We start from the raw sequence: 14999 nt of genomic DNA on the forward strand, positions 1-14999 counted from the left end.
AGTCGCCCCGTGACCGCCGGTCGTCCGCCCCGCGTACTCATCGACGCCACGAGTGTCCCCGTTGACCGTGGCGGCGTCGGTCGATACGTCGATGGCCTGCTCGGCGCCCTCGGCAAGGTGTCCGGCCAGGGAATCGACCTGGCCGTGGTCAGCCTCCGCACCGACCTGGAGCGCTACAGCCGGATGCTCTCCGGGGCGGAGATCATCGCCGCGCCGGCCGCCGTGGCGCACCGGCCGGCCCGGCTCGCCTGGGAGCAGACCGGGCTGCCGCTGCTGGCCCAGCAGGTCGGCGCGCAGGTGCTGCATTCGCCGTTCTACACGTGTCCGCTGCGGGCCACCTGCCCGGTCACCGTGACCGTGCACGACGCGACCTTCTTCACCGAGCCGGAGCACTACGACAAGTCCCGCCGCACGTTCTTCCGCAGCGCGATCAAGACCTCGCTGCGTCGGGCCGCCCGGGTGATCGTGCCGAGCAAGGCCACCCGCGACGAGCTGATCCGGCTGCTGGACGCCGACCCGACCCGGATCGACGTGGCCTACCACGGGGTCGACCAGTCCGCCTTCCACGCCCCCGGCGAGGAGGAGAAGGCCCGGGTCCGGGCCCGGCTGGGGCTCGGCGACAGCAGCTACGTCGCGTTCCTCGGCGCGAAGGAGCCGCGCAAGAACGTGCCCAACCTGATCCGTGGTTGGGTCCGCGCGGTGGCCGACCGGGCGGACCCTCCGGCGCTGGTGATCGCCGGTGGTCAGGGGCACGACGACGACATCGACCGGGCGGTCGCCGAGGTCCCCTCGCACCTGCGGCTGCTGCGTCCGGGCTACCTGCGCTACGCCGACCTGCCGGGCTTCCTCGGCGGGGCGCTGGTCGCGGCCTACCCGTCGTACGGCGAGGGCTTCGGTCTGCCGATCCTGGAGGCGATGGCCTGCGCCGCCCCGGTGCTGACCACCCCCCGGTTGTCGCTGCCGGAGGTCGGCGGCGACGCGGTCGCCTACACCAGTGAGGACCCGGCCCAGATCGCCACCGACCTGGCCGCCCTGCTGGACGACGAGCAGCGTCGGCTGTCGCTGGCCAAGGCCGGTTTCGACCGGGCCAAGGAGTTCACCTGGGAGTCCAGCGCCGAGGTCCACATCGCGGCGTGGACGCGGGCGCGCGCCTGAGGCTTGGGCCGACGGTGCGTCCCCGGCGGGGCGGTTCGGGCATGATGTGTTGATGCTCTACGCCGTCATCCCGGCGGGCGGCAGCGGCACCAGACTCTGGCCGTTGTCCCGTGCGGGCCATCCCAAGTTCCTCCACCCGCTCACCGGCACCCCCGCCTCGCTGCTCCAGGCGACGGTGGACCGGCTGGCGCCGCTGACCGCCCCCGAGCGCACCCTGGTGGTCACCGGCGCCGCGCACGTCGCGGCGGTGGCCCGGCAACTGACCGGCCTGCCCGAGGAGAACATCCTCGTCGAGCCCTCGCCCCGGGACTCCTGCGCGGCCATCGCGCTGGCCGCGGCGGTGATCGCGCTGCGGGAGCCGGGCGCGGTGATGGGTTCCTTCGCCGCGGACCACCTGATCCGCGACGCCGACGCGTGGGTGGCCACGGTGCGCGAGGCGGTGCGCGGCGCGGAGCAGGGGATGCTCATGACGGTGGGCATCACCCCGACGCGGGCCGAGACCGGGTACGGCTACCTGCACACCGGCGACCCGGTCGGTGACGGGTCGCTGCGCCTGGTGCGGGAGTTCAAGGAGAAGCCGGCCGCCGAGGTGGCCGAGGCGTACCTGCGCTCGGGGCACCACCTCTGGAACGCCAGCATGTTCGTCTGGCGGGTGGACGTCTTCCTGGCCGAGCTGGCCCGGCAGCAGCCGACCCTGCACGCCGGGATCACCGCCATCGCCGCCGCCTGGGGCACCGCCGAACAGGACGAGGTCCTGGGCACGCTCTGGCCGACGCTGCCGAAGATCTCCGTCGACTACGCGGTGATGGAGGGGGCGGCGACCGCCGGCCGGGTGGCGACGGTGCCGGGCGACTTCGGCTGGAACGACGTCGGCGACTTCCACACCCTCGGCGACGTGCTCCCGGCCGACCCGGCGGGCAACGTGGTGCTCGGCGTGGACGCCGAGTCGGGGGTGCTGCTGCGCGACAGCACCGGGCTGGTCGTCGTCCCGCAGTCCGGCCGGCTGGTGGCCACCCTCGGGGTGCACGACCTGATCGTGGTCGACACCCCGGACGCGGTGCTGGTCTGTCCTCGCGCCCGCGCCCAGGACGTCAAGTCCCTGGTGGACGAGCTGAAGGAACGGGGCGCGGAGCACTACGTCTGAGCGCACGGCCTCCTTGCGGCTCCGGGCGGCGGCTAACGCAGCCCGGGGCCGTTCCGCTCAGCCGGTGCGGCGGCGTAGCGCCGCCAGGGCCGGGGCGACGAGCTTGGCGGTGCCGCTGGCCAGCGGCTCGGGCAGTCGGTCCGGCGGGAACCAGCCCAGCGCCTCGGACTCGTCGCTGACCCGCTCCGTGGCGCCCGCCGGGGCGAGGACCAGGAATCGCACGTCGTAGTGCAGCGAGCCGCCCTGGCAGGACACCGGGTGGATGTCCACGTCGATCGGGACCGGGTCGACGACCAGGCCGGCGATGCCGGACTCCTCGCCGGCCTCGCGCAGCGCCGCCCCGGCCAGGGTCCGGTCACCGGGCTCGCAGTGCCCGCCGAGTTGCACCCACCGGTGGAACTTGCCGTGCAGGCAGAGCAGGACCCGCTCCCCGGTGGGGTCGCAGACCAGCGCGCTGGCGGTGACGTGCCCGACCCGGTGCTCCCGGGCCAGGGCCACCGGCCCGGCGGCCAGCAGGTCGAGGGTGCGGTCCCGGGCCTGGCCGGCCGCCGCGCCGGTCGGCGTCCACCCGCCGAGCAGGGCGGTCGCGTCGGCGTGCAGGGCCGCGTACGGCGGTGGGGGCGGGGGCGTCGACAGGGGACCGTTGTTCGCGTCTGGCACGCAGCACACTCTAGGGCGGCTGCGGCGGGTGGTCCGCCCAGCACGTCGACGCAGCCGTCGGCCGGGCGGGCACCCCGGGACCGGTCGGCGGCGAGGGGACGCTCAGAGCGCGAGTGCCGCGCTGGCCGCGCTGCCCGTCGGGGCCGGCAGCAGCACCGACGGGACCCCCTCGGCGGCCAGCGCGGTGCGCAGGCGTTGCAGGTCGGCACCGAAGCGGACCAGGTCGGCGGGGTCGACGGGGGCCGGTGGCCCGCCGAGCACCAGGGCGGTCGCCCGCTCCGGCCAGCCGGGCACGGTGGCGACCAGCGTGGCGCGTACCTCGTCGTCGGTGACGTGGGTGAAGACCGTGCCGGGGGCGACCACCCCGGCCACCGCGGCGAGGGCCCGCCGCACCGCCGCCGGGTCGGCCGGCGTCTCGCCCGTGCCGTCACCGAGCACGGCGGCGGCGGCCAGCCCGGCCGCCCGCGCCTCGGCCGTGCCGAGCGAGAAGAGGTCCAGCTCCGCGTCGCGCAGCAGGGCCTTCGCGCCGGCGTCGTCGTCGCGGGCGGCCGTGAGGTATCCGCGCACGACCGCGACCGGGACCTGGTCGCACTTGCCCTTGATCAGCTCGCCCGCGCCGGCCAGCTCGTCCACCACCGCCATCTGGGTGAGCTGGAGCTCGTTGCCGTACGGGTCGATCTCGCCCCGATGGTCGCGGATCGCCGGCATCCCGGCCACCCCCAGCGCCACGTCGGTCAGGCCGTTGCGCCAGGGCCGGCCCATGGTGTCGCTGACGATCACCGCCACGTCGAGCTGGTAGCGCTCGCGCAGGGCCGCCCGCAGGGCCCGCGCCGAGGCGTCCGGGTCCTGCGGGAGCAGCACCAGCCGGGTCTTGTCGACGTTGGAGGCGTCGATCCCGGCGGAGGCCATCACGAAGCCGTGGTGGGTCTGCACGATCCGGGTCGCCCCCCGGGCGGCCACCACCCGGGCGGTCTCGGCGGCCAGCACCTCGTCGCGGGCCGCCAGTCGCTGCGGCCCGTCGGCCGGCACGTCCACCAGCCGCCCCTCCGCCTTCGACACGATCTTGCTGGTCACCACCAGCACGTCGCCGTCGCGCAGCCACGGCGCGGCGGTCGCGATCAGCGCCGCCAGGTCGTCGCCCTCGGTCACGTCGCCGATGCCCAGCACCGGCAGGATCTCCAGCCTCATGCCGACTCCACCGCCGCCCGGACCATCGCCGCCGTCGCCGTCTCGTCCGTCATCAGCAGCGGCACCGCCCGGACCGAGACGCCCGGCACCACCGTCCCGGCGTCCTGCGGGGCCACCAGCCAGCCGTCCAGCAACCCGCCGGAGGAGCGGCTGCCGTAGAGCCCGCCCACCCCGGCCGCGCTGCACTCGACCCCGAGCACGGCCAGGCACCGGTCGGCCATCCCGCGTACCGCCGCGCCGCCGATGATCGGGGAGACCCCGACCACCGGGGCCGGGCCGTCCACCACGGCCTCGCGCAGCCCCGGCACGGCCAGCACCGGGGTGACGCTCACCACCGGGTTGCTCGGGGCGATCAGCACCACGTCGGCGCCGGCGAGCGCGTCGAGCACGCCGGGCGCGGGCTTCGCGGTCTCCGCGCCGACGAAGACGAACCGGTGGGTGGGGATGTCCGCGCGGTGCCGGATCCACCACTCCTGGAAGTGGATCGCCCGCCGGCCGCCGCCGGGGTCGTCCACCACGACGTGCGTCTCCAGGCGGTCGTCGGTCGCCGGCAGCAGGCGTACGCCGGGCTGCCAGCGGGTGGCCAGCGCCTCGGTGACCGCCGAGAGCGGATACCCGCCGGTGAGCATGCTGGTGCGCACCAGGTGGGTGGCGAGGTCCCGGTCGCCGAGCCCGAACCAGGCCGGCTCCGCCCCGTACGCGGCCAACTCGGACTTGACCGCCCACGTCTCGCCCGCGCGGCCCCAGCCCCGCTCGGGGTCGGCGCCGCCGCCGAGGGTGTACATGACGCTGTCCAGGTCGGGGCAGACCTTGAGCCCGTGCAGGTAGAGGTCGTCGCCGACGTTGACCACGGCGGTGACCTCGGCGCCCACCTCGCGGGCGTACGCCCGGACGCCGAGCAGGAATCGGGCGCCCCCGATGCCGCCGGCCAGAACGACGATTCGCATGGCGTCCATCCTTGCGCACGCCCCGCCGTGGGGCCGAAGTTGGCCGGAGAGACTAGGCTCACGTCGCACCTGCCCGATAACGCCTTCCTAGGGGGAGTTCGTGACCAGCCCCGCCGAGCCCGCGCCCGGTGACGCCGCGCCCGCGCCCCGCACCGCCGACCAGGCCCGACAGCTCACCGCACCGCTGCGCGAGCTGATCGCGTTCGTGCTGCTGGGCGCGAACGCCCTGCTGCTCTTCGTCGGCCTGCTCCGGCTGATCGCCCCAGCCGAGTACACGACCTTCTACACCCGGGCCGGCGGGGCCTTCTCCTCCTTCGTCGGCCTGGAGGCGACGGTGCTGCCGGTGCTGGCCGTGCTGCTGGCCACGCACATCGCCCCCGTGGTGCCCCGGGCGAAGCTGCTGACCCTGGTGGCCCTGGGCGAGTACGCCTTCGGCGCCGTGCTCGGCGTGCTCACCCTGCTGATCTGGACGGTCGACCGGCTGGCCGACGCGGAGTTGCTCGACGCGCTCCTCGGCCTGCTGGGCCGGGCCGCCTGGTTGGCGCTGTTCGGGACCGCCGCCTACGTGGTGTTCCGGATCTGGCGGGCCATGTTCTTCACCCCGAAGCCGAAGCCGGCCCCCGGTGTCTACGGTCAGCCGCAGCCCGGCTGGCCGCAGCAGCACCCCGGCCAGCAGGGTGCCTGGGGCGCTGCGGGGCAGCAGGGCTGGCCGACCGCCGGCCAGCAGCCGGGCGGTTACCCCTCGGCACCCGGTCAGCCCGGCGGCTACCCGGCCCCCGGCCAGCCCGGCGGCCAGTACGGCCAGCCGACCCCGCAGTTCACCCCGGCCCCGTCGTCGGCTCCGCCGTCGTCGGCGTCGCCGTACTCGGCTCCGCCGTTCACCCCGCCGCAGTCGGCGCCGCCGGCCGCCACGCCGTACTCGGCCCCGCCGTTCACCCCGCCGGCCTCGGCCCCGCCGTTCACGCCGCCGGCCTCGGCCCCGCCAGCCTCGGCCCCGCCGGCCGGGCAGTCGTCGCCGGCCGAGCCGACCCAGGCGATCCCGCGCCCGTCGGCCCCGCAGCCGGCGGAGCCGACGCAGGCCATCCCGAGCCAGCCCGGCCCGGGTGCCCCCGGCGGGCAGCAGGGCCCCGACGACGACCGCACCCAGCGCATCCAGCGCGAGGACTGAGCAAGCCGGGCTCCGGGGGTGCGGCTGTTCTCGCCGCTGCGCCCCCGGAGCGGGCGCTCGCCCGGCCCCGGGCGGATCGTTGCCGCAACATCCAGCGCATAGGCTGGGCTTATGGTTGATCGCACCGAGTCCCGGCCCACCCCGGCGAGCACCGAGCGGGCGCTGCGCCGGGCCGCCTCCGGGCGGGCGCTGGACACCGACGAGGCCGTCGCGCTGCTGGCCGCCCGGGGGGCGGCCCTGGGCGAGCTGCTCCGCCTCGCCGGCGAGATCCGCGACGCCGGCCTGCGCGAGGCCGGCCGCCCCGGCGTGGTCACCTTCTCGAAGAAGGTCTTCATCCCGCTGACCCGGCTCTGCCGGGACCGGTGCCACTACTGCACCTTCGCCACCGTGCCGCATCGGCTGCCGGCCGCGTTCCTCGACCGCGACGAGGTGCTGGCCATCGCCCGCGCCGGTGCCGCCCAGGGCTGCAAGGAAGCGCTGTTCACCCTCGGCGACCGGCCGGAGGAGCGCTGGCCGGCGGCCCGGGAGTGGCTGGACGAGCGGGGGTACGACTCCACTGTCGACTACCTGCGCGCCTGCGCGGTGGCGGTGCTGGAGGAGACCGGCCTGCTGCCGCACCTCAACCCCGGGGTGCTCTCCTGGTCGGAGCTGCAACGGCTCAAGCCGGTCGCGCCGAGCATGGGGATGATGCTGGAGACCACGGCCACGCGGCTGTGGTCGGAGCCGTCCGGGCCGCACTACGGCTCGCCGGACAAGGAGCCGGCGGTCCGGTTGCGGGTGCTCGAGGACGCCGGCCGGGTCGGCGTGCCCTTCACCACCGGCATCCTGATCGGCATCGGCGAGACCCCGGCCGAGCGGGTCGACGCGATCTTCGCGATCCGGCGGGCCCAGCGCGGGTACGGCCACCTCCAGGAGGTGATCGTGCAGAACTTCCGCGCCAAGCCGGACACGGCGATGCGCGGGATGCCCGACGCCGAGTTGCACGACCTGGCCGCCACCGTCGCGGTGGCCCGGGTGCTACTCGGGCCGAAGGCCCGCATCCAGGCCCCGCCGAACCTCATCGCGGGCGAGTACGACCTGCTGCTGCGCGCCGGCATCGACGACTGGGGCGGCGTGTCGCCGGTGACCCCGGACCACGTCAACCCGGAGCGCCCCTGGCCGCAGCTCGACGAGCTGGCCCGGCGCACGGCGGAGGCCGGCTTCACCCTGCGCGAGCGGCTGACGATCTACCCCGAGTACGTCCGGGCCGGCGACCCGTGGCTGGACCCGCGCCTGCTGCCGCACGTCGGCGCGCTGGCCGACCCGCAGACCGGCCTCGCGGTCGAGGCCGCGCGCCCGGTGGGCCGCCCCTGGCAGGAGCCGGAGGAGGTCTTCGGTGGCGGCCGGACCGACCTGCACGCCACGATCGACACCGCCGGCCGCACCGACGACCGGCGCGGCGACTTCGACAGCGTCTACGGCGACTGGGCGCAGGTGGCGGCCGAGGCGGACGCCAGCCTCGCCGGGGCGCGCCGACCCGAGGGCGGTCAGGGAGCCGCCCCGACCGTCGGCGACGGGGGACCGGTCCCGGCCGGCGACCTCGGGGCGGCGGTCCCGGCCGGCGTCGCCGCAGCGGGGGGAGTTGCCGGCGACGGCGTGGCGGCCGGGGGCGTCGCCGGCTCCGGCGACCACGACCTGCGGGCCGGGCTGCGGTTGGCCGCCGACGACCCGGCGGCGCTGCTCGAGCCCCGGCACGCCGACGCGGCCCTGGCGCTCTTCGCCGCCGACGGGCCCGCGCTGGAGCAGCTCTGTCGGATCGCCGACGAGGTGCGCCGAGACACCGTCGGCGACGACGTCACCTACGTCGTCAACCGCAACATCAACTTCAGCAACGTCTGCTACGTGGGCTGCCGGTTCTGCGCCTTCGCCCAGCGGGAGCGCGACGCCGACGCGTACCGGCTCTCCGTCGACCAGGTCGCCGACCGGGCCGAGGAGGCGTGGGCCCTCGGGGCCACCGAGGTCTGCCTGCAGGGCGGCATCGACCCCAAGCTGCCGGTGACCGGGTACGCGGACCTGATCCGGGCGATCAAGACCCGGGTGCCGGGGATGCACGTGCACGCGTTCTCCCCGATGGAGATCGTCACGGCGGCGGCGAAGGCCGGGGTGCCGGTGCGCGAGTGGCTGACCGGGCTGCGCGAGGCCGGCCTGGACACCATCCCGGGCACCGCCGCCGAGATCCTCGACGACGAGGTGCGCTGGGTGCTCACCAAGGGCAAGCTGCCGGCCGCCGCCTGGGTCGAGGTGGTGAGCACGGCCCACGAGCTGGGCATCCGGTCCAGCTCCACGATGATGTACGGCCACGTCGACCACCCCGGGCAGTGGCTGGCCCACTTCCGGGTGCTGGCCGGGGTGCAGGACCGTACCGGCGGGTTCACCGAGTTCGTGGCCCTGCCGTTCGTGCACACCAACGCCCCGATCTATCTCGCGGGCATCGCCCGGCCGGGGCCGACCTGGCGGGAGAACCGGGTGGTGCATGCCATGTCCCGGCTGCTGCTGCACGGGCGGATCGCCAACATCCAGTGCTCCTGGGTGAAGCTGGGCGACGCGGGGACGGTGGCGATGCTCAACGGTGGCTGCAACGATCTCGGCGGCACGCTGATGGAGGAGACGATCTCCCGGATGGCCGGCTCGGGCAACGGTTCGGCGCGTACGGAGGAGCAGTTGCGGGCGATCGCCACGGCGGCCGGGCGGCCGGCCCGCAAGCGCTCGACCGCCTACGGTCACGCCCGGTCGTAGCGTCCGGGCGCCGGCGCGGGGCGCTCCGGACGGCCGGTCGGCGGCACCCCGGCGGGGCCGTCCCGCCCCCGTCCTTCCCGTAGCCGTCCATACCGGATCCTGGGACGCGAATGCGTGGCGGCGTCGGCGGCCGTCCACTGTGGATCGCGGTGTGGGCTCGGCCGCCTCTACCTCGCGCCCCACCGGATCGCGCTGATTCGAGGGTCAGTTCTGAGTGCCCGCACAGGTCCATCATGTGGGCTGAGAGGTGGCGACGGATCCGGGCCGGCGGGCGATCACGGCCGGGGCGCGTTAACCTGTGCCACCAAGATCACCATTGTGGTGGACGCCCGGTCGGGGTCGCCGCCGGCGTGCCCGGTGGTGCCGCGCGGCGCACCGCCACGGCAGAAAACTCGGGCAACTCGCCGAGCGGGGCGTTACTCGTCCGGGGTCTGAATCGATAGGGCAGGTTGCGAGGCCGGGTGGCCGCAGTGGTCGCCCGTGACGTGTCGGGAGGGCGACTCCATTATCAAGTTCAGCTTGACGGCGCACGCATTACACGCGTGTAATTTGAATGGGGTTGTTCGCGCGGAACGCTGCAAATCGGGACCGTACGGACAAGCACGCCTTTCGCGTGGGGGGTTGCAGCGGCGACGACGCCGGTGCGCGACAAGGAGGCATCTTTAGATGGACGGCCAGCTCGAGGTGGCCGACCTGCTCGGAAACGCGCCGGAGTGGCAGGAGCAGGCACTCTGCTCCCAGACCGACCCGGAGGCGTTCTTCCCCGAGAAGGGCGGCTCGACCCGCGAGGCGAAGCGAATCTGCTCGCGGTGCGAGGTCAAGACCGAATGCCTGGAATACGCTCTCGGCCACGACGAGCGGTTCGGAATCTGGGGTGGGCTCTCGGAACGGGAGCGGCGCAAGCTCAAGCGGCGGGCCGCCTGAGCGTTGCCGGGGCAGGGCGGTGGGGGCCGCCCAGCTCAGGCAGCCGGCCCTTTCGGGGTGCGGCAAGGCGACCGGCCCGCCGGGTGAGGGCCGGCGCGACCCGGCTAGGCCAGCTCGTCCGGGTCGACCCCCAGCAGGTTCGCCACCTGCTCGATGATCACGTCATGCACCAGATCCGCCAGGTCCTCACGGTCCATCGCCCGGAACTCCAGCGGCCGGCGGTAGAGCACGATCCGCGGCGGCACCTCCTGCCGACCGGGGCGGCCGGGCAGCAGTCGGGCGAGCGGAACCTCGCCGTCCTCCAGCACGTCGGAGTCGTACACGTTCAGGTCCGGCGGCACGTCCTCCACCGCGAACTCGACCCCGGCCAACTCCTTGGCGAACCGTCGTTCGAGGGTCTCCACGGTGTCCAGCACGAGGTCGTCGAAGATCTCCGCCTTGGTCCGGGCCAACGGCACCGTCGCCGGGACCAGCCGCCCGCGCAGGCCCCGCCCGTGTCGATCACGGTGGGCCCGTCGGCCGGGGCCGGGGCGGCGGTTCTCCGGACTCGTCATGACGCACAGGGTAGCCCGCCGCACCAGCCGACCAGCGGCTGTGCCGCTCCTGCGGCGTGCCGGCGGCCGGCGCACCGGCCCGATGCCCTCCAGGTGTCGGATGTTGCGAATTGTGATCTCGATGACGGGCGTGTCGCAACGCGAACCGATGCGCCGGACCCGGTAATGGGGATACCCTCCCGCCGTGAGGTCACCACGGCGCTGCTCCCGAAACGGCTGCCCCCGGCAAGCGGTCGCCACATTGACCTATGTCTACAACGAGTCGACAGCCGTCGTCGGCCCCCTCGCGGCCTTCGCCGAGCCACACACGTACGACCTCTGTGAACCCCACGCCCGCAGCCTGACGGCCCCCCGAGGCTGGAACGTGGTCCGGCACGAGGGCGAGTTCGAGCCCCCGCCGCCCTCCGCCGACGACCTGGTCGCCCTCGCCGAGGCGGTCCGCGAGGCGGCCCGCCCCGCGCCGCCCCGCCCGCCGCAGGACGACAACCCGCCGCCGCACCCCCAGACCGGCCGGCGCGGCCACCTCCGAGTCATCCCCCCGAACCACTGACCCGCCGGGCCGCTGCCCCCGGCAACCTGCCGGCCCTCCGGCCCCTCGGCCTTTCTGCCTTCCTGCCGCCCAGGCCCTCTGCCGCCCAGGCCCTCTGCTGCCCGCCCTCTACTGCCCGAGGCCGCCTGTTGCCGGGATCGCCGGGACGTTGTCGGGGCGTTTGCGGGGCATGTCCGGCACCCCTCGGATGCGCCGAACACATCCCCGCTCGAAGCGCCGAGCCAGGCCCCAATTGAGCACGTACCGTCGCTAAGGTGCCACCGTCCGTACCGCTTGACGGGAGGCTCGATGGGCAACGAGACGCTGCGGCTGGCGATGGCCGCGATGGGGGAGACGGCCGAGTCGCTGGCCGAGAAGGTCAGGGTCGATCCGAAGACGGCCGCGAGGTGGGTGGCGAAGGGGCGCGTCCCGCACCCCCGCACCCGGTACGCGGTCGCCAACCTGCTCGGCAAGGAGGTCGCGGAGCTGTGGCCGACACCCTTGCTCCGCCGGGATGTGCCCTGGTTCCGCAAGTGGGCGGAGCTGGAGCAGGAGGCCACCTCGTTCCGCTCCTACGAACCGTTGCTGGTGCCGGGGCTGCTTCAGACCGAGGCGTACGCGCGGGCCGTGCTGAGCAGCGGCGGCCTGTTGCCGCCGGCCGAGGTGGAGCGGATCGTGGCCGGCCGGCTCGACCGGCAGGCGATCCTCGCCGCCGAGGCCCCGCCGCAGCTCATCGCGGTGATCGACGAGATGGTGCTGCGCCGGGTGACCGGCGACCGGGCGGTGATGGCCGGCCAGGCGGCCCACCTGGCCGCGATGGCCGAGCGCGAGCACGTGCAGGTCCGGGTGATCCCCGCCGAGAACCCGTGGCATGCGGGCCTGGCCGGGCCGTTCGTGCTCGCCCGGCTGCCCGAGGGGACGGAATTGGCGTATGTCGACAACCTGCTCCGCGGTCACATCGTCAACGATCCGGTCGACGTTGCTAACGTGGGGCGCAGGTGGGAGATCGTCACCGGCGAGGCGTTGCCCAGCCGCCGGTCGATCGAGCTGATCAGGGAGGTGGCGACGACATGGAGTTGACCGACGCCCGCTGGCGCACGGCGACCCGCAGCAGCAACAACGGTGGGAACTGCGTGGAGGTGGCCGACAACCTGCCCGGTCGGGTGCTGGTCCGCGACAGCAAGGACCGTGCGGGCGGCACCCTCACCTTCGCCCCGGCCGCCTGGCGGGCCTTCCTCGACGTGGCCCGCCACCCGGCCTGACCTGCTTTCCCACCCCATCCCGCCGGAGCCGCCGCGCCCCGGTGCTGTTCTCGTGGGTCTCGGCGATCCGGCTGGACCGCCGCTGCCGGCCGGCTGGCAGCACGCGCAGCATTCGGTGCCCTACAGGGGCAGGACGCGCGAAATCTTGGACGCTTCGCGTCGCCGGTGAACGAGAAGTGTCTTCCGCACCGCTCCCGATCTCCCTCTCGTGAGCGGGGCCTGGGTCATGTGAAGATCAGTCGTCCAACGCCTGATGACCTTCCGCTGGCGGGCCTCTCTGCGTCCGCCCGCTGACGGTGACCTCCCTAGGAGTCGTCACATGCGACCTCGCCTCCGGCCCCTCACCCGGCGTGGCCTGCTCACCGGCACCCTCGGCTCGGCCGCGACGCTCGCCGGGGCGCTGGCCGCGACGGGTGGGCTCGCCGGTTGCGGCACCAAGGGCGCGCAGCAGACCGAGGCCGGCTGCGTCAGCGACGACGTCTCCGCCACGGAGAAGAAGCTGACGTTCTCGAACTGGCCGCAGTACATGGACGTCGACGAGGCCGACGAGTCCAGGCGGCCCACGCTGGACGCCTTCGTCGCCGCCAGCGGCATCCAGGTGACGTACACCGAGGACATCAACGACAACAACGAGTTCTTCGGCAAGGTGCAGAACCAGCTCGCCGCCTGCCAGGGCACCGGGCGGGACGTCATCGTGCTGACCGACTGGATGGCCGCCCGGATGATCCGGCTCGGCTGGATCCAGAGGCTCGACCCCGCGAGGATCCCCAACGTGGCGGCGAACCTGCTGCCGTCGCTGCTGCACCGCCCCTTCGACCCGGAGAACCGGCTCTCGATCCCCTGGCAGTCCGGGCTGGCCGGCCTCGCCTACAACGGCGACGTCACCAAGGAGATCCGCACCGTCGACGAGCTGCTGACCCGCCCCGACCTCAAGGGCAGGGTCACCGCGCTCGCCGAGATGCGCGACACCATGGGCCTGCTGTTGCAGGCAGGCGGCCACGACCCGGCGAAGTTCACCACCGCCCAGTTCGACGACGCGCTGACCAAGCTCAAACGGGCCGTCCGCTCCGGGCAGATCCGCCGCTTCACCGGCAACGACTACGCACCCGAACTGGCCAAGGGCGACATCGCCGCGTGCATCGGCTGGTCCGGCGACATCATCCAGCTCGCCGGCGAGAACGCGAAGATCAAATTCGTGGCCCCGGACTCCGGCGTGATGCTCTTCAGCGACAACATGATGGTGCCGAACAAGGCCACCCACCGGGCGAACGCCGAAGAGCTGATCAACTACTACTACCAACCCGCCGTCGCCGCGCAGATCGCCGGGTACGTGAACTACATCTGCCCGGTCGCCGGCGCGCAGGCCGAGATGGAGCGGATCGACCCGGAGCTGGCCGCCAACCCGCTGATCTTCCCCGACGACGCCCTGCTGGCGAAGTCCACCGTCTTCATGGCCCTCAGTGAGCGGCAGGAGCGGGAGTACGAGAGCAAGTACCAGCAGGTCATCGGCGCGTGACCGGGATGGCTGACCAGACCCCCGCCGGCGACCTGCGACTGGTCGACCTCACCAAGAGGTTCGGCGGCGTCACCGCGGTCGACGGCCTCACCCTCACCGTCGGGCAGGGCTCGTTCTTCGCCCTGCTCGGGGCGTCCGGCTGCGGCAAGACGACCACCCTGCGCATGATCGCCGGCCTGGAGCGGCCGACCGGTGGGCAGGTGCTCCTCGGCGACCGGGACGTCACGGGGCTGCGCCCGCACAAACGGCCGGTCAACACCGTCTTCCAGAACTATGCGCTCTTCCCGCACCTGAACGTCTTCGACAACGTGGCGTTCGGGCCGCGCCGCCGGGGCCTGCGCGCGGTCGACGACGAGGTGTTGCGGATGCTGACCCTGGTGCAACTCGACGGCCTCGGCCAGCGCCGCCCCGACCAGCTCTCCGGCGGCCAGCAGCAGCGGGTCGCGCTGGCCCGCGCCCTGATCAACCGGCCCCGGGTGCTGCTGCTCGACGAGCCGCTCGGCGCGCTGGACCTGAAGCTGCGCCGGCAGATGCAGCTCGAGCTCAAGCGCGTCCAGAGCGAGGTCGGCGTCACCTTCGTGCACGTCACCCACGACCAGGAGGAGGCCATGACCATGGCCGACACGGTCGCGGTGATGAACGCCGGGCGGATCGAGCAGCTCGGTGCCCCCGCCGACCTCTACGAGTACCCGGCCACCGCCTTCGTCGCCACCTTCCTCGGCCAGTCCAACCTCCTGGCCGCCGAGGCGGCCGGGTTCGCCGGCCCGGCCGGGTCCGACGTGCCGGTCACCGCCCACGGCACCCGCTTCTCCGTGCCCGCCCACCGCGCCCGCGCCGCCCATGGCCCGGTCTACCTGGGGGTACGCCCCGAGAAGCTGCACCTGGCCGACTCCGTCGACCAGCTCCCGGCCGGCCACCAGCACGTCACCGGGATCGTCACCGACGCCTCCTACGTGGGAGTCAGCACCCAGTACCTGCTGCGTACCGGCTGGGGCGACGAGCTCTGGGCGTTCACGGCCAACACCGCCTCGGGCGGGCGGCTGCCGATCGGCGCGCCCGTGGTGGCGCACTGGGACCCCGAGCACGCCTTCCTGCTGCCCCGCGCACCCGCCGCGGCCGACCAGGCCGCCGTAAAGCTCGACGAGCCGGTCGGTGCACCCTCGTGACCGCCCCGCCC

General features: G+C 74.0%; 14 protein-coding genes. 10 read left to right on the top strand and 4 right to left on the bottom strand.

Going from position 1 to position 14999, the window contains the following annotated elements:
• The first annotated feature begins 9 nt into the window (after positions 1–9).
• Both ACLQ2V_RS24410 and ACLQ2V_RS24415 read left to right on the top strand, forming a co-directional pair.
• The gene (locus ACLQ2V_RS24410; protein ID WP_425720902.1) at positions 10–1155 is read left to right on the top strand and encodes a glycosyltransferase family 4 protein; all 1146 of its coding nucleotides are present in this window, start codon (positions 10–12) and stop codon (positions 1153–1155) included.
• A gap of 52 nt (positions 1156–1207) precedes the next feature.
• Positions 1208–2299, top strand: a complete 1092-nt coding sequence (locus tag ACLQ2V_RS24415; protein ID WP_425720903.1) for a mannose-1-phosphate guanylyltransferase — start codon at positions 1208–1210, stop codon at positions 2297–2299.
• Between the two features lie 57 nt (positions 2300–2356).
• Here the strand turns inward: ACLQ2V_RS24415 and ACLQ2V_RS24420 are convergent, their stop codons facing one another.
• From ACLQ2V_RS24420 to cofD, 3 genes are all read right to left on the bottom strand, one after another.
• A complete protein-coding gene (locus ACLQ2V_RS24420) occupies positions 2357–2935 on the bottom strand; it encodes an NUDIX hydrolase (protein WP_425720932.1) in 579 nt (192 codons plus the stop codon).
• Between the two features lie 126 nt (positions 2936–3061).
• Positions 3062–4147 (bottom strand): coenzyme F420-0:L-glutamate ligase, encoded by a 1086-nt coding sequence (locus ACLQ2V_RS24425; RefSeq protein WP_425720904.1) that lies wholly within the window; start codon positions 4145–4147, stop codon positions 3062–3064.
• Positions 4144–5094 (bottom strand): 2-phospho-L-lactate transferase, encoded by a 951-nt coding sequence (cofD, locus tag ACLQ2V_RS24430; protein WP_425720905.1) that lies wholly within the window; start codon positions 5092–5094, stop codon positions 4144–4146. The genes ACLQ2V_RS24425 and cofD overlap by 4 nt, the downstream gene beginning before the upstream one ends.
• A 100-nt stretch (positions 5095–5194) precedes the next feature.
• Here cofD and ACLQ2V_RS24435 point away from each other — a divergent pair, with 100 nt between their 5' ends.
• The 3 genes from ACLQ2V_RS24435 to ACLQ2V_RS24445 all read left to right on the top strand — a co-directional run bounded on the left by ACLQ2V_RS24435 (position 5195) and on the right by ACLQ2V_RS24445 (position 9961).
• Entirely contained in the window at positions 5195–6262 is a 1068-nt protein-coding gene (locus ACLQ2V_RS24435; protein WP_425720906.1) for a hypothetical protein, read from the top strand.
• A gap of 111 nt (positions 6263–6373) precedes the next feature.
• Positions 6374–9037: a bifunctional FO biosynthesis protein CofGH gene (locus tag ACLQ2V_RS24440; RefSeq protein ID WP_425720907.1), complete on the top strand. Its 2664-nt coding sequence runs from the start codon at positions 6374–6376 to the stop codon at positions 9035–9037.
• Between the two features lie 666 nt (positions 9038–9703).
• The gene (locus ACLQ2V_RS24445) at positions 9704–9961 is read left to right on the top strand and encodes a WhiB family transcriptional regulator (protein ID WP_007074725.1); all 258 of its coding nucleotides are present in this window, start codon (positions 9704–9706) and stop codon (positions 9959–9961) included.
• A 104-nt stretch (positions 9962–10065) separates the two neighbouring features.
• Here the strand turns inward: ACLQ2V_RS24445 and ACLQ2V_RS24450 are convergent, their stop codons facing one another.
• A complete protein-coding gene (locus ACLQ2V_RS24450) occupies positions 10066–10515 on the bottom strand; it encodes a metallopeptidase family protein (RefSeq protein WP_221086181.1) in 450 nt (149 codons plus the stop codon).
• A gap of 184 nt (positions 10516–10699) precedes the next feature.
• Between ACLQ2V_RS24450 and ACLQ2V_RS24455 the strand changes: the two genes are divergently transcribed.
• From ACLQ2V_RS24455 to ACLQ2V_RS24475, 5 genes are all read left to right on the top strand, one after another.
• On the top strand, positions 10700–11065 hold the full coding sequence (locus ACLQ2V_RS24455; protein ID WP_425720908.1) for a DUF3499 domain-containing protein: 366 nt from the start codon (positions 10700–10702) through the stop codon (positions 11063–11065).
• A 288-nt stretch (positions 11066–11353) separates the two neighbouring features.
• Positions 11354–12124 (top strand): helix-turn-helix domain-containing protein, encoded by a 771-nt coding sequence (locus ACLQ2V_RS24460; protein WP_425720909.1) that lies wholly within the window; start codon positions 11354–11356, stop codon positions 12122–12124.
• The gene (locus ACLQ2V_RS24465) at positions 12115–12306 is read left to right on the top strand and encodes a DUF397 domain-containing protein (protein ID WP_425720910.1); all 192 of its coding nucleotides are present in this window, start codon (positions 12115–12117) and stop codon (positions 12304–12306) included. The genes ACLQ2V_RS24460 and ACLQ2V_RS24465 overlap by 10 nt, the downstream gene beginning before the upstream one ends.
• A gap of 319 nt (positions 12307–12625) precedes the next feature.
• Complete coding sequence (locus tag ACLQ2V_RS24470; protein ID WP_425720911.1) at positions 12626–13822, top strand: polyamine ABC transporter substrate-binding protein; 1197 nt, start codon at positions 12626–12628, stop codon at positions 13820–13822.
• Between the two features lie 5 nt (positions 13823–13827).
• The gene (locus tag ACLQ2V_RS24475; RefSeq protein ID WP_425720912.1) at positions 13828–14988 is read left to right on the top strand and encodes an ABC transporter ATP-binding protein; all 1161 of its coding nucleotides are present in this window, start codon (positions 13828–13830) and stop codon (positions 14986–14988) included.
• Positions 14989–14999 lie beyond the last annotated feature (11 nt).

The sequence above is a fragment of the Micromonospora sp. DT233 genome, from assembly GCF_049841815.1.
Lineage (GTDB): Bacteria > Actinomycetota > Actinomycetes > Mycobacteriales > Micromonosporaceae > Micromonospora.

Bases quoted from the DNA above. Each gene is read 5' to 3' on its own strand.
- ACLQ2V_RS24415 (WP_425720903.1), top strand. From the start codon at position 1,208: ATGCTCTACGCCGTCATCCCGGCGGGCGGCAGCGGCACCAGACTCTGG.
- ACLQ2V_RS24425 (WP_425720904.1), bottom strand. From the start codon at position 4,147: ATGAGGCTGGAGATCCTGCCGGTGCTGGGCATCGGCGACGTGACCGAG.
- cofD (WP_425720905.1), bottom strand. From the start codon at position 5,094: ATGCGAATCGTCGTTCTGGCCGGCGGCATCGGGGGCGCCCGATTCCTG.
- ACLQ2V_RS24440 (WP_425720907.1), top strand. From the start codon at position 6,374: ATGGTTGATCGCACCGAGTCCCGGCCCACCCCGGCGAGCACCGAGCGG.
- ACLQ2V_RS24445 (WP_007074725.1), top strand. From the start codon at position 9,704: ATGGACGGCCAGCTCGAGGTGGCCGACCTGCTCGGAAACGCGCCGGAG.
- ACLQ2V_RS24450 (WP_221086181.1), bottom strand. From the start codon at position 10,515: ATGACGAGTCCGGAGAACCGCCGCCCCGGCCCCGGCCGACGGGCCCAC.
- ACLQ2V_RS24460 (WP_425720909.1), top strand. From the start codon at position 11,354: ATGGGCAACGAGACGCTGCGGCTGGCGATGGCCGCGATGGGGGAGACG.
- ACLQ2V_RS24465 (WP_425720910.1), top strand. From the start codon at position 12,115: ATGGAGTTGACCGACGCCCGCTGGCGCACGGCGACCCGCAGCAGCAAC.
- ACLQ2V_RS24470 (WP_425720911.1), top strand. From the start codon at position 12,626: ATGCGACCTCGCCTCCGGCCCCTCACCCGGCGTGGCCTGCTCACCGGC.
- ACLQ2V_RS24475 (WP_425720912.1), top strand. From the start codon at position 13,828: ATGGCTGACCAGACCCCCGCCGGCGACCTGCGACTGGTCGACCTCACC.